Annotated in this window: 18 protein-coding genes, 2 tRNA genes, 4 pseudogenes and 1 riboswitch; of the genes and pseudogenes, 1 reads left to right on the top strand and 23 read right to left on the bottom strand. The window is 51.2% G+C overall.

From position 1 onward, the window contains the following. Positions 1-168: 168 nt before the first annotated feature. Positions 169-1,062: an AraC family transcriptional regulator gene (locus tag DW965_RS15105; protein ID WP_055219743.1), complete on the top strand. Its 894-nt coding sequence runs from the start codon at positions 169-171 to the stop codon at positions 1,060-1,062. Here the strand turns inward: DW965_RS15105 and DW965_RS22650 are convergent. The 23 genes and pseudogenes from DW965_RS22650 to DW965_RS14980 form a co-directional block, all read right to left on the bottom strand. Then, positions 1,053-3,543, bottom strand: a pseudogene (locus DW965_RS22650) (ATP-dependent DNA helicase). The gene DW965_RS15105 and the pseudogene DW965_RS22650 overlap by 10 nt on opposite strands. A gap of 328 nt (positions 3,544-3,871) precedes the next feature. Then, complete coding sequence (locus DW965_RS15085) at positions 3,872-4,099, bottom strand: HPr family phosphocarrier protein (RefSeq protein ID WP_022463118.1); 228 nt, start codon at positions 4,097-4,099, stop codon at positions 3,872-3,874. A gap of 335 nt (positions 4,100-4,434) precedes the next feature. Next, positions 4,435-5,258 (bottom strand): annotated as a pseudogene (locus tag DW965_RS15080) (P-loop NTPase). A 30-nt stretch (positions 5,259-5,288) separates the two neighbouring features. Continuing rightward, positions 5,289-5,633, bottom strand: coding sequence for a metal-sensing transcriptional repressor (locus tag DW965_RS15075; RefSeq protein WP_055219739.1), 345 nt, complete (start codon positions 5,631-5,633; stop codon positions 5,289-5,291). A 38-nt stretch (positions 5,634-5,671) separates the two neighbouring features. Then, on the bottom strand, positions 5,672-5,902 hold the full coding sequence (locus DW965_RS15070) for a hypothetical protein (protein WP_022463115.1): 231 nt from the start codon (positions 5,900-5,902) through the stop codon (positions 5,672-5,674). A gap of 4 nt (positions 5,903-5,906) precedes the next feature. Next, positions 5,907-6,434: a DNA-deoxyinosine glycosylase gene (locus DW965_RS15065; RefSeq protein WP_022463114.1), complete on the bottom strand. Its 528-nt coding sequence runs from the start codon at positions 6,432-6,434 to the stop codon at positions 5,907-5,909. Then, positions 6,421-6,663 carry a hypothetical protein gene (locus tag DW965_RS15060; RefSeq protein ID WP_022463113.1) on the bottom strand — a complete coding sequence of 81 codons (243 nt, stop codon included), beginning with the start codon at positions 6,661-6,663 and terminating at the stop codon, positions 6,421-6,423. The genes DW965_RS15065 and DW965_RS15060 overlap by 14 nt, the downstream gene beginning before the upstream one ends. Positions 6,664-6,906: 243 nt before the next feature. After that, positions 6,907-8,085: a phosphoribosylaminoimidazolecarboxamide formyltransferase gene (locus tag DW965_RS15055; RefSeq protein WP_117760499.1), complete on the bottom strand. Its 1,179-nt coding sequence runs from the start codon at positions 8,083-8,085 to the stop codon at positions 6,907-6,909. Between the two features lie 31 nt (positions 8,086-8,116). Next, positions 8,117-8,830 carry an IMP cyclohydrolase gene (locus tag DW965_RS15050; RefSeq protein WP_022463110.1) on the bottom strand — a complete coding sequence of 238 codons (714 nt, stop codon included), beginning with the start codon at positions 8,828-8,830 and terminating at the stop codon, positions 8,117-8,119. Between the two features lie 78 nt (positions 8,831-8,908). Next, positions 8,909-8,989: riboswitch (ZMP/ZTP riboswitch) on the bottom strand. Positions 8,990-9,110: 121 nt separating this feature from the next. Further along, on the bottom strand, positions 9,111-9,593 hold the full coding sequence (locus tag DW965_RS15045; RefSeq protein ID WP_022463109.1) for an acyl-CoA thioesterase: 483 nt from the start codon (positions 9,591-9,593) through the stop codon (positions 9,111-9,113). Positions 9,594-9,634: 41 nt separating this feature from the next. Next, positions 9,635-10,912: an O-acetylhomoserine aminocarboxypropyltransferase/cysteine synthase family protein gene (locus tag DW965_RS15040; protein WP_022463108.1), complete on the bottom strand. Its 1,278-nt coding sequence runs from the start codon at positions 10,910-10,912 to the stop codon at positions 9,635-9,637. Positions 10,913-11,070: 158 nt separating this feature from the next. Beyond that, positions 11,071-13,482 carry a ribonucleoside triphosphate reductase gene (locus tag DW965_RS15035; RefSeq protein WP_055227013.1) on the bottom strand — a complete coding sequence of 804 codons (2,412 nt, stop codon included), beginning with the start codon at positions 13,480-13,482 and terminating at the stop codon, positions 11,071-11,073. Positions 13,483-13,729: 247 nt separating this feature from the next. Next, entirely contained in the window at positions 13,730-14,965 is a 1,236-nt protein-coding gene (gene hflX, locus DW965_RS15030) for a GTPase HflX (protein ID WP_055227015.1), read from the bottom strand. Between the two features lie 18 nt (positions 14,966-14,983). Beyond that, positions 14,984-16,018 (bottom strand): tetratricopeptide repeat protein, encoded by a 1,035-nt coding sequence (locus DW965_RS15025; protein WP_055219726.1) that lies wholly within the window; start codon positions 16,016-16,018, stop codon positions 14,984-14,986. Further along, positions 16,015-17,360, bottom strand: a pseudogene (glmM, locus tag DW965_RS22245) (phosphoglucosamine mutase). The gene DW965_RS15025 and the pseudogene glmM overlap by 4 nt, the downstream one beginning before the upstream one ends. A gap of 104 nt (positions 17,361-17,464) precedes the next feature. Then, positions 17,465-18,385 (bottom strand): nucleotidyltransferase family protein, encoded by a 921-nt coding sequence (locus tag DW965_RS15015; protein WP_055219722.1) that lies wholly within the window; start codon positions 18,383-18,385, stop codon positions 17,465-17,467. A gap of 92 nt (positions 18,386-18,477) precedes the next feature. Then, complete coding sequence (gene prfA / locus DW965_RS15010) at positions 18,478-19,554, bottom strand: peptide chain release factor 1 (RefSeq protein ID WP_022462136.1); 1,077 nt, start codon at positions 19,552-19,554, stop codon at positions 18,478-18,480. A 75-nt stretch (positions 19,555-19,629) separates the two neighbouring features. Beyond that, a pseudogene (prmC, locus tag DW965_RS15005) lies at positions 19,630-20,486 on the bottom strand (peptide chain release factor N(5)-glutamine methyltransferase). Between the two features lie 3 nt (positions 20,487-20,489). After that, positions 20,490-21,470, bottom strand: coding sequence for a DUF1385 domain-containing protein (locus DW965_RS15000; protein ID WP_117760502.1), 981 nt, complete (start codon positions 21,468-21,470; stop codon positions 20,490-20,492). A 104-nt stretch (positions 21,471-21,574) separates the two neighbouring features. Next, positions 21,575-21,775: a 50S ribosomal protein L31 gene (gene rpmE / locus DW965_RS14995; RefSeq protein ID WP_022462139.1), complete on the bottom strand. Its 201-nt coding sequence runs from the start codon at positions 21,773-21,775 to the stop codon at positions 21,575-21,577. Positions 21,776-21,906: 131 nt separating this feature from the next. Then, entirely contained in the window at positions 21,907-23,571 is a 1,665-nt protein-coding gene (gene rho / locus DW965_RS14990) for a transcription termination factor Rho (RefSeq protein WP_117760503.1), read from the bottom strand. A 133-nt stretch (positions 23,572-23,704) separates the two neighbouring features. Further along, positions 23,705-23,786, bottom strand: a tRNA-Leu gene (locus DW965_RS14985). A 69-nt stretch (positions 23,787-23,855) separates the two neighbouring features. After that, a tRNA-Lys gene (locus tag DW965_RS14980) sits at positions 23,856-23,925 on the bottom strand. Positions 23,926-24,033: the final 108 nt, after the last annotated feature.

Raw genomic sequence — 24,033 nt, 5'->3', positions numbered from 1 at the left:
TAAGTATCATTATAGTGAGCCATACGCCCATCTGCAACAACAATATTTGGGCAAACGATAATTATATTGAGATGATCTTCGATTTTTTCTTGTTTTTTTTCCCTTTTTGCCGCATACTTTACTTATCGTATGATTTTTAACGGATTTTATGGATTGGAGGTACGTTTCATGCAGATCCGCATGGATAAAGAAAACCGTGAACTGAAGGCCCACGGCAGCTATGAATTTCCTGTCAACATCAGTTACGAACAGCTCTCCCGCTACGAGCGCGGCTCCTTTTCCTGGCACTGGCACCCGGAAATTGAGCTGACGTTTGTCCTCTCGGGGCAGATCGGATATCAGGTCAACGGCAAATCGTATGTCTTAAAAGAAGGGGACGGCATTTTCTGCAACACGAATGCGCTTCACAGCGGCCACATGATCGACGGGATGGACTGCGTCTATATTTCAACCACGTTCGCCCCGCGCTTTCTCTATGGTTTTTCAAACAGTGTGATCCAGACGCGCTACGTCGAACCGGTGCTGACGGATATGCAGCTCGCCTCCATCGTCTTTTCGCCGGAGATCGACTGGCAGAACCAGGTACTTGCCTGTATGCACCGCATCTACGACCTCTCGCTTTCACAGCCGTCCGCGTTTGAGATGGAAATCCAGGAGCTTCTGCTGTCGATCTGGATTGAGATTTACCGCCACGCATCGTTTTCCGGTGAATCCCAGAACACGGCGGCAGCGCGTGATGTTGAGCGGCTCCGCATTCTGCTCGACTACATCCACCGCCATTATATGGAGCATCTGACGCTCGAGGATCTCGCCGCACAGATCCACATCTGCCGCAGTGAATGCTGCCGTTTTTTCAAGAAATGCATGAACGAATCCCTGTTTGACTATCTTCTCGATTACCGTATTGAAAAAAGCCTGCCGCTCCTTCTCGAGCGCCAGGCCAGTATCACTTCCGTAGCGGAACAGACAGGATTTTCCAGTCCTGCCTATTTTTCTAAAATTTTCCGGCAGCAGATGGGCTGCTCGCCGAGCGAATACCGGAACCGCGCGGATCACACGTAACGTTCAGCGCTGCACCGAGATTTCATTTCCTGCTGCCCGGCTTTTGATCCGCTCTCACAATCCACCCTCTCCCAAAACGAATGGATTACCTCCGGGAGGCTGCTGCGCTGCACAATCCGGCAGTCCTCCCATTCTCTTGGGAACAGCTCGCGGTACTCCCGGTTTCGGAACCGCTCGTCGAGCAACAGAATCACACCCGTGTCCTCCGTCGTACGGATCACGCGCCCTGCCGCCTGCAATACTTTATTCATGCCGGGATAGCGGTACGCGTAGTCGAAACCGTTCTCTCCGCTGCGGTCAAAATATTGCTTTAAAAGTTCTCTCTCCGGCCCCACCTGCGGGATTCCGGCTCCCACAACGGCCGCGCCGATCAGCTTTTCCCCGTCCAGATCAATTCCCTCCGAGAAAATGCCTCCCATGATACAGAATCCCACCAGCGTTTTCTCGTTGTCTTTCGCAAACGCTTCCAGAAACGCTTCTCTCTCCTGCTCCCGCATCGCCGACTCCTGGATCAGGCAGGTCACGTTTTCATCTGCATACAGTTCCTCATAGACCGCATAGACATCCTGCATCAGGCGGTATGACGGGAAGAACGCCATATAGTTGCCCTTCCGGCTCTGGATCATCTCGTTCAGATAGGCAGCGATCTTCTCAAACTCTGCGCGGTTTCTCCGCTGATACTTCGTGCTGACCTCGCTTCCGATCGCCAGACACCGCTTCGCGGGATCAAACGGGGACTCCACGTAAATCGCGTAATCGTCCGTATTCGTGCTGAACATCTTCTTATAATACTGCACCGGCAGCAGCGTCGCGGAAAAGAAGACGGCCGACCGCCCCTGGTTGATACACTGCTGCAGATTCTCCGCCGGGTTGACGCAGAACAGGCGCAGTGCAAAATCGCCGTTATCGAGATAACTCGTGTAGATCAGATAATTTTCATCCACTAGATTGTAAATCTCGGAAAAATTTCGCAAGTTAAAGTAAAATTCCAGAACCTGCTTCCGGATTTCGCTTGTCTTATGCGCTTCCAGCCAGCCCGCCAGTTCTTCCAGCAGCTGATTGACCATCATAAGAAACGTCGATACGCTTTCCAGCTCCGTGCAGGAATCGCACTCTCTTTTGTAGACGAGCATCTGGTGATTGCAGCGATTCAGCGCCTTCTCGAGCTTTTTGCCCGGTGCATACGGGCGGAGGAGCTGGCGGACCTTTAAAATCTCCTCTTTGACGAGCGTGGCACTGAACATATCGCGGCCCCGCTCGACCAGGTTGTGCGCCTCGTCGATCAGAAAGATGTAGTCACCCTTCGTTCCTTCTGCGAAAAAGCGTTTTATTTCGAGGTCGGATCAAACGCATAGTTGTAATCGCAGATCACGCCGTCCACCCACGAAGCCACATCAAACTGGAACTCGTGCGGGCAGACGTTCCATTTTTCCGCCTGGCGCAGGACTTCCTCTCTTGTGTAGGAATCACATTCCGTCAGCATCTCGTACACCGCCGCGTTGATCCGGTCAAAATGACCTTTCGCGCGCGGGCAGTGGATCGGATCGCATTCGGGCTCATCGAGGATGCACATTTTTTCTTTTGCGGTCAGCGTGATTGCTTTGAACTGCAGTCCCTTCTCTTTTAGAATGGAGACCGCCTCCTCTGCCACGGTACGGGTGATGGTTTTCGCAGTCAGATAAAAAAGACGGTCGCCGCAGCCCTCTCCGATTGCGCGGATGGCCGGAAAGACCGTGGACATTGTTTTTCCGATGCCGGTCGGCGCCTGGACGAAGAGTTCTTTTTTCCGCAGAATGGTACGGTAGACGCCGCTCACCAGTTCCCGCTGGCCTTTCCGGTACGGGAAGGGGAATTCGAGGTGCTGCATTGAGGCATCTCGCGCTTTCTGCCACTGGTACTGGAATTCCGCCCAGATAAACCAGGCGTCGAGTAGCTCATCGAACCACTGCTCCAGTTCCGGGAGCTTGTACGTCTGCAGAAAATGGCGGATGCGCCAGTTGGAGTGCTCCGGCTTTACCTCTTCTTTGGTGAGCGGGCGCAGAAGGCCTTCCTCCTCGGAGGAGAGCAGGGTGTACGTCATCAGCACGCCCATCTCCTCTTTGCGGTTCTGAGGCCGTAGATGTAAGCGTAGCACTTCGCCTGTGCCAGATGTACCGGAACCGGCTCTTCCATCGTTTCGAGGTCACGGTACGTTCCCTTGATCTCCTCGATCACGGTCGTGGTTCCGTCCTCGTACATGCCGTCTGCTCTTCCCTCGACGCGCAGAATGAAATGCTCATATTCTTTTTCGTGAACCAGCGGAACCTCCGCACGGTAATCGGCGCCCCGTTTTTTCTGAATCTGCTGATGCACCCGCGTTCCCGCCTGCATGGCATCGCGCTCGCCAAAACCTCCCGACGAGTTGTCCAGATCCCCGCTGCGCAGAATAAACTCCACCAGATTCCGCACGGAAATCCGGATCTCTTTCTTCTTCTCTTCCACTAGCCCGCTCCTTTTCTAACCAGACTATTCAGAGCCCCATCTCGATTCCGCTGCGCTGCATCTCGATGTGGCTTCTCGCCATATGAAATTCCAGAAAAGAACGCTCATTCATGCAAGCATGATTCGTGTCCTTTTCTGGAATTTCGCATGGCTCTGAATAGTTATCATTATACAGAAAAAAGGAGACTGCCGCAACAGTCTCCTTTTTTCTCTCTGAAGTTATGTGTCTCGTGTGATTAGTTTTTCTTCAGAAAGTCCCCTGCGCAAATTCTGTCTCTACTCTCGCTGGCGGCGCAGGCTGAATTTTTTTCGTTTCCCTTAATAAAATTTATGCTACAGCAAATTTCTGCAGGGTTTTATTGAATGCCGGACTGTCACCATAGCAGTGTACGGTGAGATCACGGTTCAGATCCATGCTGAGGATGCCAAGAATGGATTTTGCATCAATAATAACGCGGTTGTAAAAAATGTCAATATCAAAATCACATTTGGAAGCTGCTTTTACAAACTCCTCTACTTCCTCAGTTCCATTGAGTCTTACTACGCAGTGTGACATACGATTCACCTCTTTCTTAATCAATAGCTGTTTGTTTTCCTATCGTTGAGGTAGATTATGCACTTTTTCTCTTTAAATGTCAATATTGAATTTATTTCCTTGTTTTTGCCATATTATGCATGTTTTTTATGCAAGTTTTTCTCATTAACCCTTCATATTTGTCGCTTTTTGTCTCATTTGCGCAGTCGTGTGTAACCGGTTACACAAAATCCGTTTAAAATAAAATAGTTTTTGCCAAAAGAAACGTAAAAATCTTGTCAAAAAAACCCGCTTTTCCTTGTAAAATCAAGGAAAAACGAGTTTTTCATGCCATTACTTGCTTCTATATTTAATGATTAGATGTTGATCTTTGCAATATCGGTGTTATCCACTTCTGCAAATCTTCCTTCGTCCACCAGCTCGGCAAACTCCGGATGAATCGGCATTTTGCCGAGAACCGGCACGCCGATCTCGGCTGCGATCTCATCGATGTGGCTTTCGCCGAAAATGGACAGCTTTTTGCCGCAGTCCGGACATACGAGGTAGCTGTAGTTCTCTACGATACCGAGCACCGGAACGCTCATCATCTGTGCCATCTTGTAGGCTTTCATGACGATCATGCGCACCAGATCCTGCGGGGAAGATACGATCACTACGCCGTCTACCGGAAGAGACTGGAAAACGGTCAGCGGAACATCACCGGTTCCTGGCGGCATATCGACGAAGAGATAGTCCAGGTCGCCCCAGATGACGTCGGTCCAGAACTGTTTTACGGTTCCTGCGATGACAGGTCCTCTCCAGATGACCGGCTCTTCCTCGCCCGGAAGCAGGAGGTTGATGGACATTACCTTTACGCCGTTTGCTGCAACTGCCGGGTAAACGCCCTTGTCATCTACGTTTGCAGGTCCTTTCAGGCCATACATTTTCGGGATGGACGGTCCTGTGATATCGGCATCGAGGATACCAACCTTGTAGCCCTCTTTTGCTTTCTGGTTTGCCAGAGATGCGGTTACCATGATTTACCAACACCGCCCTTGCCGCTGACAACGCCAATGACATGTTTGATCGAAGAATCGGCATTCAGATCAATATGAAAATCCGGTTTGCCCTGTCCTGCTTTGCTTGGACATCCTTCGCAGCTTTCTTTGGAACAGCTCGAATTGCTGCATTCTTTTGCCATGTTTCTTTCCTCTTTTCTTGTTTTTCTTGCTTATTTGACAAAGCGGTCGATCGCCTTATTCAGCTCCTGAATCGCTTTTGTGTCCCCATGCTCGACTGCATCGACGATGCAATGTTCAATGTGATCCTCCAGGATAATTTTTCCTGTATTGTTAATGGCCGCCTTCACGGCAGACAGCTGGATCAGAACCTCAGTGCAGTCCCGGCCTTCCTCTACCATCCGCTTGATCGACTCCATGTGTCCGATCGCGCGGGAGAGGCGGTTTAAGACTGCTTTTGTATTTGTATGATGGTGCCCGTGGGCGTGATCGTGGGAATGCTCGATCACGGTGCCGTCTTCCAGCACATGCACATGCGTGTGTTTTTCTTCACTCATCGTTTTTTTCTCCGCTTTTCTGGTATTTTCTGCGCGATTCAGATTTCTGTAAACGTAAACCGCTGGCGGATGCCGGAGGTCTCAATGTCAAAGACCAGAGATCCGTCCGCTTCCACCGTTTTTTCATATTTTAAGTTTTTGTCCGGAAATTTCTGACGGATATACGCCTCCGGGTCATCCGTCTCGATCTCGTCGAAAAAGACGTCCCGCATCTGATTATTGGCACACTCATTAAAAATCTCCCAGACGGTCTCGTACTCTTTTTTCATCCTGTCACTCTCCGTTTCGTAAGACTTCTCCGCACTGGCTCCACTCGCCAAGCAGCCGCTCCACAGACCATGCGGCGTTCGCGGGACTCGTCGACGGAAGGCGAACCGCTTCCCGTCCCAGCTGCTTCTCCTGGTACTTCCGGTAATACTTCCACGCGGTCGCCCCGTTGCAGTAAATCTGCCGAATATCGGCGCATTCCAGAATGTCCTGCAGCGGATTCGGCACAACATCGCGGATGCTCGCATCGCTCGAGCCTGTGATGACGCAGGACGCGATCACATCCCAGACAGCGATATGATTCCGGAGCAGAAACGCCTTCTTCTCTTCCACGGTCTGCGGCACCTCTTCCCCGCACACGGCTGCCGTCACTTTCCAGAAACGGTTCTGCGGATGGCCGTAAAAAAATCCGGTCTCCCTGGATTTTACGGACGGAAAACTGCCGAGAATCAGAATCCGGGAATCGGCGCGGTAAACCGGCGGAATCGGATGCACCACCGGGTGCTCATTTTTGTTCTCGTCAGGTCGGCTCATCTTCATCAAACTCCACTACCGTATAGAATCCTCTCGGTGTCTCTTTTACTTCTTTTACGATTCCCTTCCGGGACTGCAGCCTCTCATACGCCTGATAATTCCTGCTCATGGCCACTGCCGGGGTAATCGTATAATAATAGGAGGTAGGCAGTGCGCTTTCTGTCACGTTGACTTCCTGGCCTTCCTCGAGAAGTCCCTGTCGCTCCATTTTAAATTCCATCTGCCGCATATTTCTCATCCTCCTTTTTGCAGCGGGCAAAAGATACGCCCATGGGGTATTTTATCACACTTTTCCGAAAAAGAACAGGGGTTTTCGACAGAAAAAGGGCGGTACCGCCCTCTTCCTGCTTATTTTTTATTCTTCAGAAAGTGCTACTCTCTCTTTGATGATACATGTGCGAAAAAAAGAAAGAATCCGGCCGCCCAGAGACCGGATTCTTTCTTCTTATATAAATATAAAACGCATTTCTTTTTAGTGATGGAACAGACGGATTCCTGTAAATGCCATCGCCATGTTGTACTTGTTGCAGCACTCGATGACAGCGTCATCACGAACCGATCCGCCCGGCTCTGCGATGTACTGGACGCCGCTCTTGTGTGCGCGCTCGATGTTGTCGCTGAACGGGAAGAAGGCATCGGAACCTAAGGTTACGCCCTTCATCTGGTCGAGCCATGCACGTTTCTCTTCTCTTGTGAAGACTTCCGGTTTTACTTTGAAGATCTTCTCCCATGCGCCGTCTGCGAGAACATCCATGTACTCCTCGCCGATGTAAACGTCGATCGCATTGTCACGGTCTGCGCGGCGGATGCCGTCTACGAACTGCAGATCCAGCACCTTCGGGCACTGACGCAGGAACCAGTTGTCGGCTTTCTGTCCGGCAAGACGGGTGCAGTGCACACGGGACTGCTGGCCTGCGCCGACACCGATGGCCTGACCGTCTTTGACGAAGCATACGGAGTTGGACTGGGTATATTTTAAGGTAATCAGTGCAATCTTCAGATCGCGTTTTGCTGCTTCCGGAATCTCTTTGTTCTCGGTTACCACGTTGGAGAGCAGCTCATCGTCGATCGGCAGCTCCTGGCGGCCCTGCTCAAAGGTAATGCCGAAGACCTGTTTGTGCTCGAGCGGAGCCGGACGGTAATTCTCGTCGATTTTGATGACGCAGTAGTTACCTTTTTTCTTTGCTTTCAAGATTTCCAGTGCTTCATCGGTAAATCCCGGAGCGATGACACCGTCAGAAACCTCACGTTTGATCAGAGATGCGGTGTCTTTGTCGCAGACATCAGAAAGTGCGATAAAGTCGCCGAAAGAAGACATACGGTCTGCGCCTCTGGCTCTTGCATAAGCGCATGCTAACGGAGAAAGCTCTCCCATATCGTCTACCCAGTAAATTTTACGCAGGGTCTCGTCCAGCGGAAGACCTACGGCTGCACCTGCCGGGGAAACGTGCTTGAAGGAAGTTGCTGCCGGAAGACCGGTGGCTGCTTTCAGCTCACGTACCAGCTGCCAGCCATTGAAGGCATCCAGAAAATTGATATAGCCCGGACGGCCGCTTAATACTTCGATCGGAAGATCCCTGTCATCATCCATGTAAATTCTGGAAGGTTTCTGGTTCGGGTTGCATCCGTATTTTAACGCTAATTCTTTCATGATTTTCTCCTTTCGCAAAACACTCGATTTCTTATTTATTTTTATTCACGATTCTTGTCTCATACTTGCCGGTTGCAATGTCGATATAGCGTGTGAAGAGGGACACCTTGTTGTCCTCGTTTAAGCTGCTCCAGAGCAGTTCGGTGAAGGCATCGATGTCATCCGGAATCTCGACCAGTTTTGGCTCACCCTCAAAGCTTGGCAGCGGATTGCCGTCGTGCATGTAGGTGTGGATGAAATGGCCTTCCCCTGCTACACAGTTATCATAGGAGAAGGTGTAGCGGTTGCACTGGGACGGATCGCCGTTATTGCTCTTTAAGATCGACATCTGGTAGCCGTACGTTCCGTTCTCTACGTGCATCACACCGGAAATACGAGGAGTGTAGTTCGGTGCATCCGGCTCAAACTCTCTGCTTCGAAGGGATACCTCAAACGTTTTTCCCTGCTCCAGTCCTTCGTATACGGTATCGGTCTGGTCTCCGTTTGTTACGATCGTATCATTTCCCAGAACGCGTACTGGTGCGTAGATGATCAGGCTCGGATCTTCCAGCTTCGACGGATCAAACGCCTGTGTGCGGATTCCCTCACCCTCCTCAACAAAGACACGGTTGCGGCTGTTCTGGCTTCTGCCCATAATAAAGTATCCGGCAACGGCTTTTGTGCCGTCTTTGGATCTGCCGATCACAATTCCTCTTCCTGGATATGCATTTCCTTTTAATTCCTGTTCCAGTGATACTTTTTTCATCTTCTGATCTCCTTTTCAAGGTGGCTGGAATGGGATTTTCTGTTTTTGGATAAAAAAACAGACCCACTCCCCCAAGCATTCTTCTGCCCAGACGGTCGGCCTCTTCTCACGCTATACTCCCTGTGGTCATTTCCACTTCCGTCAGTCGTATAACTGCCTTTACCTTAACATGGAAAATCCCGCCTGTCAAGGGACACGGCGGGATTTTCTTAAAATAAAATTTTCAGAATGCACGAAGACAGCTCCGGTGGATTCTGCAAATGTGCGGGTGAACGTCAACTTAGAACCCCTCTCTGTGACGCTCTTTTCGCAGTTCATAGCGGCGTTTTCCGCCCTCCCACTCGGCCTCCTGCTCCGGGGATTCCAGAATCAGGCCCGGGACGGGAAGTGCGCGGCCGTTCTCGTCGATGGCCACCATCACCACGTAGGCACGGTTGATCATTTTCCGAATGCCGGTCGCAAGCTCTTCCACGTACGTGTCGACGCGCACCTCCATTGAGGTGCGTCCGACATACGTCACTCTTCCGACCAGTACGACGGTGTCGTTCAGAAAAGCAGGATGCTTGAAGTTCAGATTGTCGATGCACGCGGTGGTGATTTCGTGGCCGCAGTGGCGGCGTCCCACCAGACCGGCAAGCTCATCGATCCACGCGACCAGCTGGCCGCCGAACAGACGGCCATAGCCGTTGATATGGCGGTGCATCAGAAGATACGACTGCTCTGTCTCAGAATCTTTTACGCGTTTCTTTGCCATTTCTTCCATTTTACCAATACGCTCCTTTTCACATCCTGTTTTTTGTATCTTTATACGTTCGCAAGCGCCTGATCAAGGTCTGCAATGATATCGTTCACATCCTCGATGCCGACTGACAGACGGATCAGATCCGGCAGAACACCGGCTTCGATGAGCTGCTGATCGTTCAGCTGGCGATGGGTATGGCTTGCCGGGTGCAGAACGCAGCTTCTTGCATCGGCAACGTGTGTTACAATTGCTACCATTTTCAGGCCGTTCGTGAAGCGCATCGCGCCGTCTCTTCCGCCCTTTGGTCCGAAGCAGAGAACGCCGCAGGTTCCGTTCGGCATGTATTTTTCTGCCAGCGCATGGTATTTGCTGTCTGCAAGGCCTGCGTACTCAACCCATGCTACCTTCGGGTGGTTTTTCAGGAACTCTGCCACTTTCTCGGCATTTCTGCAGTGACGCTCCACGCGCAGGTGCAGGGTCTCCAGACCGACATTCGTCAGGAATGCATTCTGCGGGGACTGGCACGCTCCCATATCACGCATCAGCTGTGCGGTTGCTTTTGTGATATACGCTTTTTTACCGAATTTCTGCGTATAAATCACGCCGTGGTACGATTCGTCCGGTGTGGTAAGGCCCGGGAATTTGTCTGCATGCGCATCCCAGTCGAAGTTTCCGGAATCGACAATCGCTCCGCCGAGCGCCATTGCATGGCCGTCCATGTATTTTGTGGTGGAATGGGTGACAATATCTACACCGAACTCGAACGGACGGCAGTTGATCGGGGTTGCAAAGGTGTTGTCGCAGATCATCGGAACGCCGTGCTCATGTGCAAGTTTAACAAACTTGTCAATGTCAAGTACAACACCTGCCGGGTTGGAAATCGTCTCGGCAAAGACAGCTTTGGTGTTCGGCTGGAATGCTTTTTCCAGCTCCTCTGCCGGCGCATCCTGGTCCACGAGGGTAGTCTCGATGCCGAATCGTTTTAAGGTAACGGCGAGCAGGTTGGAGGTTCCTCCGTAAACCTTTGCCGCGCAGACAACGTGGTCGCCTGCCTCACAGATGTTGGTAACAGCAAGCATCGTTGCCGCCTGGCCGGAAGATGTGAGCATGGCTGCCACGCCGCCCTCCAGATCGCAGATTTTCTGTGCTACGACGTCGTTCGTCGGGTTCTGCAGACGGGAATAGAAATATCCCTCCTCCTCCAGATCGAACAGTTTTCCCATTTCCTCGCTGGTTGCATATTTGAATGTTGTGCTCTGGTAAATCGGAAGTACACGCGGCTCACCGTTTTTCGGCTGCCATCCTCCCTGTACACAGATTGTGTCCTGGCTGTATCCCATAATTTTTCTCCCTTCTGTAAGTGAAACCGGTCCACCGGGCCGATTTCTGCTGTGCTCAGCGCCATAATAATACCCCCACCCGGGATGCCCGGGCGAGGGTATCGCTTTTTCCTATTATAACTCTGTTTGTTCTTTCCTGCAACTATATGCGCACAGATTTAGGAGAGATATTCATCCACATATTTCTGGATATTGGAAGCATTCACAATCTTCTGCGCCTGGCCGTCCTCCACAACGAGAAGAGTCGGTGCCTGCATGATGCCGTACTGTGCGGCAAGATCCGGGTGACGCTCTGCGTCGATCACCTCATACTGCTCCTCGGCGAGCATTTCTTTTGCCATTTTGCAGTTCGGGCAGGTGCTTGTCGTGAACAGGTACATGCCGTCTTCCTCGATTTTATCTGCTGCTGCAGCGGCTTTCGGCTCTTCTTTTCCAGCGGCCTGCTCTGCCAGTTTCTCTGCTGCACCGTACGATTTCATTTTCTGCTCCGGCGATTTGGAGTGGATGATATCATATACAGTTCTGTTCTTGTACTCCTGGCGTTTTCCGTCGTTCCAGTTCTTGACCGGACGGTAATATCCCGTGATACGGCTGTAAACCTCTGCCTCTTTTCCGCAGATCGGACATGTAAAGTGCTCGCCGGCGAGATAGCCGTCGTTCGCACAAACAGAATACGTCGGGGACAGCGTGTAGTACGGCAGTTTGTAGTTCTCTGCAATCTTCCGCACAAGGGAAGCTGCTGCTTTCCAATCCGGCAGTTTTTCGCCAAGGAACGCATGGAAGACAGTTCCCGAGGTGTACAGCGTCTGCAGATCATCCTGAATATCAAGCGCAGAGAAAATATCCTCGGTATAGTCCACCGGCAGATGGGAGCTGTTGGTGTAGTACGGGGTATCTCCCTCATGGCCTGCGGTCTTGATATCCGGCCATTTTGCACGGTCGTGTTTTGCCAGACGGTATGCGGTCGACTCCGCCGGAGTTGCCTCAAGGTTGTACAGATCGCCGTACTCCTCCTGGTAATCAGAAAGACGCTCTCTCATATGGTTCAGAACTTCTTTCGTAAACTGCTGTGTCTTCGGATCCTCCAGACCCTTTCCGAGCCATGCGGCATTTAAGCCGGCCTCGTTCATACCGATCAGACCGATGGTTGAGAAGTGGTTCTCAAACGTTCCAAGGTACCGTTTCGTATATGGATACAGTCCCTCGTCCAGGAGGCGGGTAATGACCTCACGTTTCGTCTTTAACGAACGTGCGGCAATATCCATCATATGATCGAGACGGCGGTAGAACTCTTTCTCATCTTTGGACTGATATGCGATACGCGGCATATTGATAGTGACAACGCCGACCGATCCGGTGCTCTCGCCGGAACCGAAGAATCCGCCGGTTTTCTTTCGAAGCTCACGCAGATCCAGGCGGAGACGGCAGCACATGGAGCGCACGTCGCTTGGTTTCATATCGCTGTTGATGTAGTTGGAGAAGTACGGGGTACCGTATTTTGCAGTCATTTCGAACAGCAGACGGTTATTCTCCGTATCGGACCAGTCAAAATCGGATGTGATGGAGTAGGTCGGGATCGGGTACTGGAAGCCTCTTCCGTTGGCATCTCCCTCGATCATCGTCTCGATGAACGCTTTGTTGACCATATCCATCTCTTTTTTACAGTCTTTGTACTTGAAGTCCATCTCCTTGCCGCCGACGATCGCCGGAAGCTCCGCGAGGTCATCCGGTACGGTCCAGTCGAGTGTGATGTTGGAGAACGGTGCCTGGCTTCCCCAGCGGCTCGGTGTGTTGACGCCGTAGATAAACGCCTCGATGCACTTCTTCACTTCGCCGTAGCTTAAGTTGTCCACTTTGACGAACGGCGCCAGATACGTATCAAATGAAGAAAATGCCTGCGCACCTGCCCACTCGTTCTGCATAATGCCGAGGAAGTTGACCATCTGGTTGCACAGAACCGAAAGATGTCTTGCCGGAGAAGAAGTAATCTTTCCGTTGATGCCGCCAAGTCCTTCTTTGATGAGCTGTTTTAACGACCATCCTGCACAGTAGCCGGTCAGCATCGACAGGTCGTGGATGTGAATATCCGCGTTGCGGTGTGCCTCGGCGATCTCGTCATCATAAATCTCTGATAACCAGTAGTTGGCTGTGATCGCGCCGGAATTGCTTAAGATCAGACCGCCGACAGAATACGTTACGGTCGAATTCTCTTTGACACGCCAGTCCTCTACTTTTACGTAGCTGTCCACGATCTCTTTGTAGTCTACGATCGTCGATTTCATGTTGCGGATTTTTTCCCTCTGCTTGCGGTACAGAATGTAAGCTTTTGCCACTTCTGCGTAGCCGCACTGGATCAGCACGTTCTCCACGCTGTCCTGAATTGCCTCCACTGAAATTTTTCCGTCTTTGATCTTGGACTGAAAGTCCGCTGTTACGCGCAGTGCCAGCATCTGAAGCATGTCATCGCTGAACTGCATATCTTTTGCGCCGAATGCTTTTCCAATCGCATCGGTAATCTTTTTCATCTGGAACTCTGCAATCGTTCCGTCTCTCTTTTCTACCTGAAACATGGAATCCCTCCTGTTAATTCAACCGTTTCTGCAAGGCCTTTTTAAGGTTCCACTCTTTGCAGTGTCTGAACCATATGATAGCAGAGCATGTTCCTCCCGTCAATAGTAAAAAGTACCATATCTAGTGTGAAATTTTCTAACATCACTAGATATGGTACTTTTACTTGTATTCTGTCCCTTCCATTTTTCGGCGCTGTACGGCGCTTAAAGGGATGTACTGCCGTTTTTAAGCCCGCTTGCCATACCTCTATACCCTCGGATAGATATCCTTCGGTACATAGGCTTTTACGCGGATGCCTTCCGGCAGATATTCTTCTTCGAGCAGAATTCCGTATCCGCGGATCAGTGAAATCGTTCCCGCCTTATCGTACGGATAGAGGCGCTCGATATAGATTTTTCCCTCCATCATCCACGAGGAGAGTAAATTTTTGAGGTCTTCGAGTCCCTGTCCTGTTTTGGCAGAGACCGCAAGGCTCGCGTCTGCCCGGAAATCTTTTACAACCATCGGGGCGAGAAGCTTATCCTGCTTGTTCAGCAGGGTGACGATCTTTTTGTCCTCAACTTTCAGTTCCCGCAGCGTATCGTACACGACCTGCATCTGCAGCTCCATCTGCGGATTTGACGTATCCACAACGTGGAGAATATAGTCGGCATACCGTGCTTCCTCCAGCGTACTGCGGAATGCATCGATCAGATGATGTGGCAGCTTATTGATAAATCCAACCGTATCGGTCAGCAGGATTTCCTGTCCATCCGGAAGGGTCAGTGACCGCGTCGTCGTATCCAGCGTGGAAAACAGCATTGCATCTGCCAGAATTTCCGATCCTGTCAGTGCATTTAAAAGACTGCTCTTTCCCGCTGACGTATAGCCTACGAGCGCCGCTACCGGGATTTTGGAACGTTTTCTGCCTTCACGAAGGAGCTCTCTGTGCTGGCGTACTTCCTCAAGCTCACGTTTTAACTGCGTAATACGCGTGCGGATCAGGCGCCGGTCGGTTTCCAGCTTTTTCTCTCCCGGTCCTCTCGTACCGATTCCGCCGCCGAGACGGGAAAGCGATGTGCCAAGGCCGGAAAGTCGGGACGCACGGTACTTTAACTGGGCCAGCTCAACCTGGATTTTACCCTCGCTGCTCACGGCGCGCGCCGCAAAGATATCCAGGATCAAAAGCGTACGGTCCATGATCTTGCATTCCAGTGCTTCCTCCAGCCCTTTTAACTGGATCGAGGAGAGCTCATCGTCGCAGATGATGCCCGTCGCATCGCAGGCGCGCACCAGAATTTTCAATTCCTCTAATTTTCCTTTTCCGATGTACGTTCCCGGATGAATGGCCTCTCGCACCTGCACCAGGCGGCCCTCCACCTTCGCACCGGCGGTGCTGGCCAGTTCCGCCAGCTCGTCGAGCGATTCTTCTGCGTTTGCGCCGCCGTTTTCCTGTACGCCGACCAGAATCACGCGCTCCTGTTCTTCTCTTAAATCAAACAATCCAACTTCCTCCGTCTGTTATCGGTTCTGGAGAAACGTATTTTCCCGCTGCGCCGCGGTGTTTTCCGGGTATGCTGCCAGAAAATCCGCCATCAGCGACTTCGCGGTATCAAAATCCGCCCGTTTTTCATAGGATACAATCTGGTTGAACAGCAGATTTTCCCGGTCGGAATCCTCTGCCGTTTTGAGTCCTTCCTCGATATACGAGAGTGCACTGTCCGTGTCGTTTTCCGCAAGTGCGCAGAGCGCCAGCCCGTTGTTTGCTGCCGCCGCAAAGCCATCTGTCGAAAGATACGAAGAAAACAGTGCTTTCGCCTCGTCGTTCTGACCATTGGAAAGGTAAACCTCGCCGAGCATTTCCATCGCCGCGCTGCTGCCGTCCTTCATTGCCTTCGAGAACGCTTTGACCGCCTCGTCCTGCTCCTCCAGATAGTAGTATGCGCAGCCGATGTTATAATAATCCTCGGTCGTTTTCGGCTCAATCTTCACTGCCGCTTCGAGGTAACGGTCTCCGTCCGCCTTCATGCTGCTCTCCTGATACAGCTCGTAAATGTCAAGGCAGAGCTGATAGCTCTCCTTCGTCTCCACTGCCGCATCAAAATCCACCTTCGCCTGCTCGTAATTCTTCTGCAGGAAGTACGCGCGTCCCCTAAGGAACAGCGCATCGGCATCGGCCTTTTCTTCCTGAATATTGGTGCAGATCTCAATGGCTCCATCCAGATCTCCGGCCTGTACGCAGGTTTCCGCCTCGTAATACATGACATCGCGCGAAAACTCCGCGTCTTTGTGCTTCATGCTCGAAAGACTGCTCTTGAAAGCCTCTTTTGCCTTGTCATACTCCTGGCTTTTCAGATAAGCGATGCCGAGCGACCGGTAGCTCTCCGCCAGTCGGTCGCCTGCCTTTACGGCTCCCTCCAGCATCGCAATCGACGTTACGTAGTCCTTCTGTTCGAGCGCCTCGATGCCCTTTTTATAAAGCTTTGAATTTTTATTTTCACAGCCGCCAAGCACCATTGCCGCCGCCAGAAAAAAGATTACCAGTCTTTTTTTCATTCTGTCACAAGTCCTTCTTTATGCATCACAGAAACAACCTGGTCTACGTATTTTGCACACGTTGCGTCGTCCGGTGCTTCCACCATGACACGGATCACCGGCTCGGTGCCGCTCTCTCTTACGAGGATGCGTCCGTCATCGCCCAGGGCCTCTGCTACGTCTTCTACTGCTTTCTGTACTGCCGGGTTGGCCTTTGCAGCTGCTTTGTTTGCCACGCGGACATTCTTTAAGAGCTGCGGGTAAATCACTACCTCGGCTGTCAGGGTGCTGAGCGGGAGTTTCTTATCCATCAGCACTTCCATCACCATCAGGGAGGTCAGGATTCCGTCACCGGTCGTCGCGTGCTTGCTGAAAATGATGTGGCCGGACTGCTCTCCGCCGAGAGAATAGCCGTTTGCCATCATGTTCTCGCACACGTATTTGTCGCCGACTGCCGTCTTCTCATACCGGATACCGGCGCGGTCACACGCTTTGTAAAGACCGAGGTTTGACATGATCGTGGTCACGATCGTATCTCCGTTTAACTGGCCTTTTTCTTTTAAGTATTTACCGCAGACGTACATGATCAGGTCTCCGTCTACCACATTTCCCAGGTCATCGACAGCGATGCAGCGGTCTGCGTCTCCGTCGTAGGCAAATCCGACATCGAGGTGTTTCTCTCTTACGTATTTCTGAAGCTCTTCGATGTGGGTGGAACCACAGCCGCGGTTGATGTTTGTTCCGTCCGGCTCGTTGTGGATCACATATGTCTTGGCGCCGATGGCATCAAACACGCTCTTGGCTACGGAAGAGGCACTTCCGTTGGAGCAGTCGAGTCCGACTCTCATGTTTTAAAGGATTTTGTCGGAATCGAGATCAGGTGTCCGATGTAGCGGTTTCTTCCGGCTGCAAAATCCACGGTGCGTCCGATGTCTTCTCTCGTTGCGAACGGGATCTTCGGTGTTCCGTCGTCGATGTAGGCTTCGATCTGCGCTTCGATGTCGGCTTCCAGTTTCTGTCCCAGGCCGTTGATGACTTTGATTCCATTGTCATAGAACGGGTTGTGGCTGGCGGAGATCATAATTCCGCAGTCAAAGTTTTCGGTACGGACAACATAGGAAACGCTCGGTGTGGTCGTTACGTGCAGCAGATAAGCGTCTGCTCCCGATGCGGTCAGTCCTGCTACCAGCGAATATTCGAACATGTAGCTGGAGCGTCTGGTGTCTTTTCCAATGACGATCTGTGCTTTGTGGTCTTTTCCGAAATACCATCCGAGGAATCTTCCCACTTTATATGCATGCTCAACCGTCAGATCAATGTTTGCTTCTCCGCGAAATCCATCTGTTCCAAAATATTTACCCATGGTATGCTCCTTTCCCCTTTCGGGCAGAAAGCGTGTCTGAAATTTTTTGCAATCATTCAAACACGCTTTTTCTGGTTATTCACTCAAATAACAAAATATCGTAATTAGTCGTACAGCTTCTCGCTGTATACGCCGTCCGCAATCAGTTTGCGGAATGCTTCTGTTACGGAAGCTTTGTCTTCCTGATACGTTACGCCGAACCACTCTGCGTCGGTCGGAAGAACTTTTACTTCTGCTTTTCCTGCGTGCAGCAGCTCGTCGATGTAGATCGGAAGGAGGTACTCGCCTTTTACATCTCCCTCTTTCTGTGCAGAAAGGAATTCAACAAAGCCTTTCTCCAGAAGATCAATGAACTCCGGCTGCAGTCCCCACATGTTCATGGAAACAAGGGAGTTTTTGTCGATCGGATCAACCGTTCCGTCTTCTTTTTCAACGCCTGCGCCCTCTGCGGTCTTTACGATGTTTTTCGTCTCGTTGACACCGGTCAGGTTTCCGTTTTCATCAACGACGCAGACACCTCTTGTAACACCGCCGTTGTCACTTAAGGTGTTTCCAAGCACGAATCCTGCCATGGAGATCGGCATAACTTCATCCACATCATGCTCCTGTACGAGGTAGTCGTGCAGTTTTACGAACGGATCTTTTCCGTAATAGTCATCAGCATTGATAACAGCAAACGGCTCTTTTACAAGACCTTTGCAGGCAAGAACGGCCTGGCCGGTTCCCCACGGTTTGGTACGGCCTTCCGGTTTTGCAAAGCCTGCCGGCAGATCATCGAGCTCCTGGAATGCATATTCCACCTCTGTGATTTTGCTGATGCGGTTGCCGATGACTTCCTTGAAATCTTTCTCCAGATCCTTGCGGATGATGAAGACTACTTTGTTGAAGCCGGCTTCCAGTGCATCGTGGATGGAATAATCCATGATGATCTCCCCGTTTGGTCCTACTGGCTCAAGCTGTTTGATTCCCTTTCCAAATCTGCTGCCGATTCCGGCTGCCATGATCACAAGTGCTGTTTTCTTCATAGCGTTTTCCCTTTCTCTTTTCCCCTTTTTTCTCCTGTTTATTCTATCAACAATCGATCCTGTAGACCAATCGTGATTCGCAGCGTTTATTATTATGCTTCTTCCTGCATGCTGCTCAGCTTTGCGGCCTGATCGGCTGCAATCAGACTGTCGATGATTTCATCCAGATCGCCGTTCATGATGGCGTCCAGTTTGTATAAGGTCAGTTTGATTCTGTGATCCGTCACACGTCCCTGCGGGAAGTTGTACGTACGGATCTTCTCGGAGCGGTCTCCCGTTCCGACCTGGCTCTTTCGAAGCTCGGCCATCTCATCGTGCTGTTTCTGCTGCTCTAAGTCGTACAGACGGGCACGCAGAATCTTCAGTGCCTTGTCCTTATTCTTTAACTGTGATTTCTCATCCTGGCAGGAAATGACGATGCCGCTCGGGAAGTGGGTCAGACGGACTGCTGAGTCGGTCGTATTGACACACTGGCCGCCGTTTCCGGAAGCACGGAATACATCGAATTTGTAATCTTTCGGGTCGATCTGTACTTCGACGTCGTCCACCTCCGGCATGATCGCTACGGTCATGGTTGAGGTATGGATTCTTCCGCCGGACTCGGTTTCCGGCACACGCTGTACGCGGTGTGTGCCGCTCTCGTACTTCATCCGGGAGTACGCGCCTGCTCCGTTGATCAGAAGTGTTGCGTCTTTAAAGCCGCCGATTCCGTTTTCATCGGCGCTGGTCAGCTCTGTTTTCCAGCCGCGGCTCTCTGCGTATTTGATGTACATACGGCAGATTTCTGCGGTAAAGAGTGCCGCCTCGTCTCCGCCGGCACCTGCGCGGAACTCTACGATAACGTTCTTGTCATCGTTCGGGTCTTTCGGCAGAAGCAGGACTTTGAGTTCCTGCTCCAGCTCCTCTACGCGTTTTTTCGCATCGGAGAGCTCTTCTTTCAGCATTTCGCGCATCTCTTCGTCGGATTCCTCCTCGAGAAGCATCAGGCTCTCTTCAATGGTCTGTTTCTGTGTTTTATAGTCCTTATATGCGTCTGCGATCGGCTGGAGTTCTGCCTGCTCCTTCATCAGCTTCTGGAACTTCGCCGCATCGGCAGCGACGTCCGGCTCGCTTAACTGATTCAGTACCTCCTCGAGACGCATGAGGATATCATCAAGTTTATCAAACATAAAATGACTGCTCCTTTTTGCTGTTTTCGTCTGTTTATGATGTCATTATGGTGTCAAAATTAAAATTCATTTCTGTCAGGGTTTTTTGTGCCAGATACCGGTCACCACGCGGTCCAGGCCTGCCAGATCTTTCAGAACCTGTACATCGGCAAAGCGTGGGTTTCCATCAGCTCCCGCACTTCATCTCCCTGATCATATCCAATTTCAAAACAGAGCTTTCCGCCCTCTTTTAAATAGCTTCCTGCCTGCTCTGTAATCTTCCGGTAAAAGACAAGACCGTCCGCACTGCCGTCGAGTGCCATCCGCGGCTCATGGTCGCGCACCTCCGGCATCAGCGTTTCAATCACATCCGTGCGGATATACGGCGGATTGCTTGCGATCACATCGAAGGTTCCCTCGATGTTTTCAAATAAGTTGCTCTTTACGAACGATGCCCGTCCGCCCACCTGTGCGCCGTTCTTTTCCGCAACCTGTAAGGCTTTCTCGGAGAGATCCGCGCCGATTCCCGTGCAGTCCTCTCTCGTTACAAGAAGCGATATGAGAATGCATCCCGAACCGGTGCAGAGATCGAGAATCCGTGCATCTTTTGGAAGGCCGCGGAGCGCTTCCTCCACAAGAATCTCGGTGTCCTGCCGCGGAATCAGTACATGCTCATTCACAAAAAACGGAATTCCGTAGAACCACGCCTCTCCGGTCAGCTGCTGCAGCGGAATGTGTTCGCCGCGCTTTCTGACCAGCGCTTCGTACTGCTCCTGCTGTTCTTTTGGCATTTCATCTTCACTGTGTACAAAGTAGGTGCTGTGGCTGATCCCGCAGACATACTCCAGTAAAAGCCATGCGTCCTGCCGGGCTTCCTCCACCCCCTGCTTTTGTAAGTACAGAATAGCGGATTCCAGTGCAGATTTCAAGTTTTTTCTATCGTGCACACTCATCGGTCACGGCTCCTCATGTTCTTTCTTTTCGGTTTTGGCCGGGTACGTATAACCAAAGTTTTCGTTCAGATACGCTCTCCAGTCAAACACAGCCTCCACAGCGGCGATCGCAACCTCTGCCATCTCGGCATCCGGCTCGCGCGTCGTCAGGCGCTGCAGCATCAGGCCCGGTTTACTGATCAGGTTGACCAGTTTATTGTCACTTTTTCCCGCCAGGCGGATAATTTCATACGAAACGCCCGCGATCACCGGAATGAGAAGCAGGCGGATCACAATTTTCAGCAGCGGGGAATCGACCCGGATGAACATGAAAAAGATGATGCTGATGACGATGACGTACATCAGAAAGCTCGTTCCGCAGCGCTTGTGCTCCCGGGAACTCTTTAAGACGTTTTCCACGTTCAGTTCCAGACCGTGCTCAACGCAGTTGATGCATTTATGCTCGGCGCCGTGGTACATGAACACGCGCTGAATGTCTTCCATACGGGAAATGGCTGCCAGATAGCCGAGGAACAGTGCCACACGCACAAAGGCCTCTGCCACCGCGGTCAGTGTCGTTCCGGCTCCCGCTTTGTGCAGCAGTTCGGACAGGAAGTACGGCACCATCAGAAAGAGAACGACGGCGATGACAACGGAAAATGTGACGGTTCCGTACATCATCAGCCTGTCTGTCTTTTCTTTTTTCGCTTTCTGCTGCTCCTCTTCCTCTTTCGTCGCCGGCTTTTTCTTTTCCTCCTCGTCCTCATAGAACGAAGCGGAGTACATAAGGGAACTCATGCCGACGATCATCGAATCGGCAAAGCTGAAGACACCGCGCAGAATCGGAACTTTTAAGAGCTCCTTGTGCTTCGTCAGCGGCTTGTGCTGCTCTACTTTAACCTCAATCTCCCCGTCCGGCCGGCGTACTGCGACGGAATAGCGGTCCTTGTTCATCATCATGACGCCTTCCATCACGGCCTGGCCGCCAATATTGGATGATTTCATAATTTACGTTTACCTCCTCAAAGGGGATTTTCTGCATCCGTAACGCAAGAACGGGCTGAGATCTTCCAACCTCAGCCCGTTTTTCATCTTGCTTGATTCAATTCTTATTTCATGCCGTATTTCTTGTTGAACTTCTCGATACGTCCACGAGCTGCAGCAGCTTTCTGCTGGCCAGTGTAGAACGGATGGCATTTAGAACAGATCTCAACGTGGATCTCTTTCTTGGTAGAACCTGTTACGAAAGTATTTCCGCAGTTGCAGGTAACAGTTGCCTGATGGTATTCTGGATGGATTCCTTCTCTCATTTTATTCACCTCTTCTTAATATTGTTATCTTCTCAGATTTACTCTGATGATTTCGTATTTCAGGCTGACAAAATCTCATCAACCTTGCACAGCTTTCTCATTGTATCACACAATTTTGAAAATTGCAAGCCTTATACTATTTTTTGTTTCTTTAAAATTTGAATCAGTTCGCCGTTGTTTCTGGTGCGGGCAAACATATTCAGAATATTTTCCACGGCTTCCTCGGATTTCATGCCGTTTAATGCCTTCCGCATATTGTAAACGGCCTCCTGCTCATCCGGTGTCAGAAGCAGATCTTCTCTTCTTGTTCCCGATTTGGCTATGTCGATGGCCGGGAAGACGCGGCGTTCCTGCAGTTTCCGGTCGAGCACGAGTTCCATGTTTCCGGTGCCTTTGAATTCCTCGTAAACGACATCGTCCATCTTGCTTCCGGTGTCCACAAGCGCCGTTGCAAGAATCGTCAGACTTCCGCCCTCACGCATGTTTCTGGCCGCGCCGAAGAACCGTTTCGGCATGTAGAGTGCTGCCGGATCGAGACCGCCGGAAAGGGTACGGCCGCTCGGCGGAACGGTCAGGTTGTAAGCTCTGGCGAGACGTGTGATGCTGTCGATGAAGATCGTAACGTCTTTTTTACTCTCCACAAGACGTTTCGCGCGCTCAATGACCATCTCGGACACGCGTTTGTGGTGCTCCGGCTGCTCATCAAACGTGGAATAAATAACCTCCACATTGGAGCCCTGGATCGCTTCTTTGATGTCGGTGACCTCCTCCGGCCGCTCGTCGATCAGAAGGATGATCAGATACATCTCCGGGTTGTTCCGCAGGATGGATTTTGCCGCATCCTTCAAAAGCGTCGTTTTTCCGGCTTTCGGCGGGGAAACGATCATGCCTCGCTGACCTTTTCCGATCGGACTTACAAGATCCACGATCCGCATCGCCATGCTTCCGCCCGGGCGCTCAAGGCGCAGCCGCTCATCCGGGAAGACCGGTGTCATATCTTCGAAATTGCCGCGGCGCATGATCTGGTCGAGCGGCAGATTGTTGACGCTCTTTAAGTATAAAAGGGCGCTGAATTTTTCGGTTGCGGACTTTACTCTCGTGTTTCCGCGGATGATATCTCCCGTTTTCAGTCCGAAACGGCGGATTTGGGACGGGGAAACGTAGACATCGCTGTCGCCCGGCATATAGTTGTCGGAGCGGATAAATCCAAATCCGTCCGGCATGACCTCGAGGATGCCGCAGGCCTCCTGGCCGCTGTCGAGCGTGCTGGTTTCCTGACGCGGTTCCTGTCTCGTCTCTGGTCTTGCTTCCTGACGCAGCGGCTCCTGTCTCATTTCCTGCCCTGCTTCCTGATGCGGCTCCTGTCTTTGCTCTTCCTCACGGTTATTCTGATTATAATTCCGTGGTTCCTGAAATCTACGCTCATTGAAACGCGGCGCTCTTGGACGGTACTCCTGGCGCTCTCCGTTTTCACTGTGCTCTTCCCGGCGGACATACCGCGGTCTCTGGTACGGGCGTGCGGTGCCGTTTTCCGAGGTTTCCCGATTCTGGCGCTCCATACCGTCCTCCCGCTTTTCCTGCGGTTCCTGATTCTGATCCTGTACAGTTTCCGTCTTTTTTTCCTCTTTTAGAACCGTCGGCTCTTCCATGTTTTTCTGGTTTTCTTTCTGATCTTCTTCCAGCATCCGCTCAATCAGCGCTTCTTTCCGCAGGGTGGAAATCCCCTTCATGTTTCTGGATTTTGCCAGCGCTTTCAGCGTGCTCAAAGGCAATGACTCATACTTTTCTCTTGTCATACCATTTTTCCTCTATCTATTCTCTATTTGATTTTCGGTTCTGTTTGGAGTTTTTAAGATATTTGATGCGCGAATATTTTTGCTGCAATTATTTAGAATCTGATTTTTGTCATTTTACTGCTGTGGATTTTTCTGCGGTTAGTGGGACTCGAACCCACACGCCGAAAGGCACAGGAACCTAAATCCTGCACGTCTGCCAATTCCGTCATAACCGCATATTATTTTTTCAAGAAAAGAAAAACCCCATAGAAAACCTCCATGGGCGTTTTCTATGGGTTATTTAGTGAAGCATCGGGGATTCGAACCCCGGACAACTTGATTAAAAGTCAAGTTCCCTTACCGCCTAAAATGCCCGCAAATACGCCATTTTTGCGAAAGCCCATGACACAAAAATGACACATTCAGATCTTAGCACATTGTGTCTATCCTGTCAAATAAAAAACCGCGTCAATTTTTGACACG

The organism is Blautia sp. AM47-4 (genome assembly GCF_003479865.1).
Taxonomy (GTDB): Bacteria; Bacillota; Clostridia; order Lachnospirales; family Lachnospiraceae; genus Fusicatenibacter; species Fusicatenibacter saccharivorans.
The sequence above is the reverse complement of the archived record's forward strand: the minus strand, read 5'-3'. Positions and strand labels throughout refer to the sequence as shown.

Coding starts and splice junctions, on each gene's coding strand:
- DW965_RS15065 (WP_022463114.1), bottom strand. CDS start 6,434: ATGAGCCGACCTGACGAGAACAAAAATGAGCACCCGGTGGTGCATCCG.
- DW965_RS15060 (WP_022463113.1), bottom strand. CDS start 6,663: ATGCGGCAGATGGAATTTAAAATGGAGCGACAGGGACTTCTCGAGGAA.
- DW965_RS15085 (WP_022463118.1), bottom strand. CDS start 4,099: ATGTCACACTGCGTAGTAAGACTCAATGGAACTGAGGAAGTAGAGGAG.
- DW965_RS15075 (WP_055219739.1), bottom strand. CDS start 5,633: ATGAGTGAAGAAAAACACACGCATGTGCATGTGCTGGAAGACGGCACC.
- DW965_RS15025 (WP_055219726.1), bottom strand. CDS start 16,018: ATGAAAAAAAGACTGGTAATCTTTTTTCTGGCGGCGGCAATGGTGCTT.
- DW965_RS15050 (WP_022463110.1), bottom strand. CDS start 8,830: ATGAAAAAAGTATCACTGGAACAGGAATTAAAAGGAAATGCATATCCA.
- rpmE (WP_022462139.1), bottom strand. CDS start 21,775: ATGAGAGAAGGAATCCATCCAGAATACCATCAGGCAACTGTTACCTGC.
- DW965_RS15045 (WP_022463109.1), bottom strand. CDS start 9,593: ATGGAAGAAATGGCAAAGAAACGCGTAAAAGATTCTGAGACAGAGCAG.
- DW965_RS15105 (WP_055219743.1), top strand. CDS start 169: ATGCAGATCCGCATGGATAAAGAAAACCGTGAACTGAAGGCCCACGGC.
- rho (WP_117760503.1), bottom strand. CDS start 23,571: ATGACAAGAGAAAAGTATGAGTCATTGCCTTTGAGCACGCTGAAAGCG.
- DW965_RS15040 (WP_022463108.1), bottom strand. CDS start 10,912: ATGGGATACAGCCAGGACACAATCTGTGTACAGGGAGGATGGCAGCCG.
- DW965_RS15015 (WP_055219722.1), bottom strand. CDS start 18,385: ATGAAGAAAACAGCACTTGTGATCATGGCAGCCGGAATCGGCAGCAGA.
- DW965_RS15070 (WP_022463115.1), bottom strand. CDS start 5,902: ATGAAAAAAGAGTACGAGACCGTCTGGGAGATTTTTAATGAGTGTGCC.
- prfA (WP_022462136.1), bottom strand. CDS start 19,554: ATGTTTGATAAACTTGATGATATCCTCATGCGTCTCGAGGAGGTACTG.
- DW965_RS15055 (WP_117760499.1), bottom strand. CDS start 8,085: ATGAAAGAATTAGCGTTAAAATACGGATGCAACCCGAACCAGAAACCT.
- DW965_RS15000 (WP_117760502.1), bottom strand. CDS start 21,470: ATGAAATCATCCAATATTGGCGGCCAGGCCGTGATGGAAGGCGTCATG.
- DW965_RS15035 (WP_055227013.1), bottom strand. CDS start 13,482: ATGTTTCAGGTAGAAAAGAGAGACGGAACGATTGCAGAGTTCCAGATG.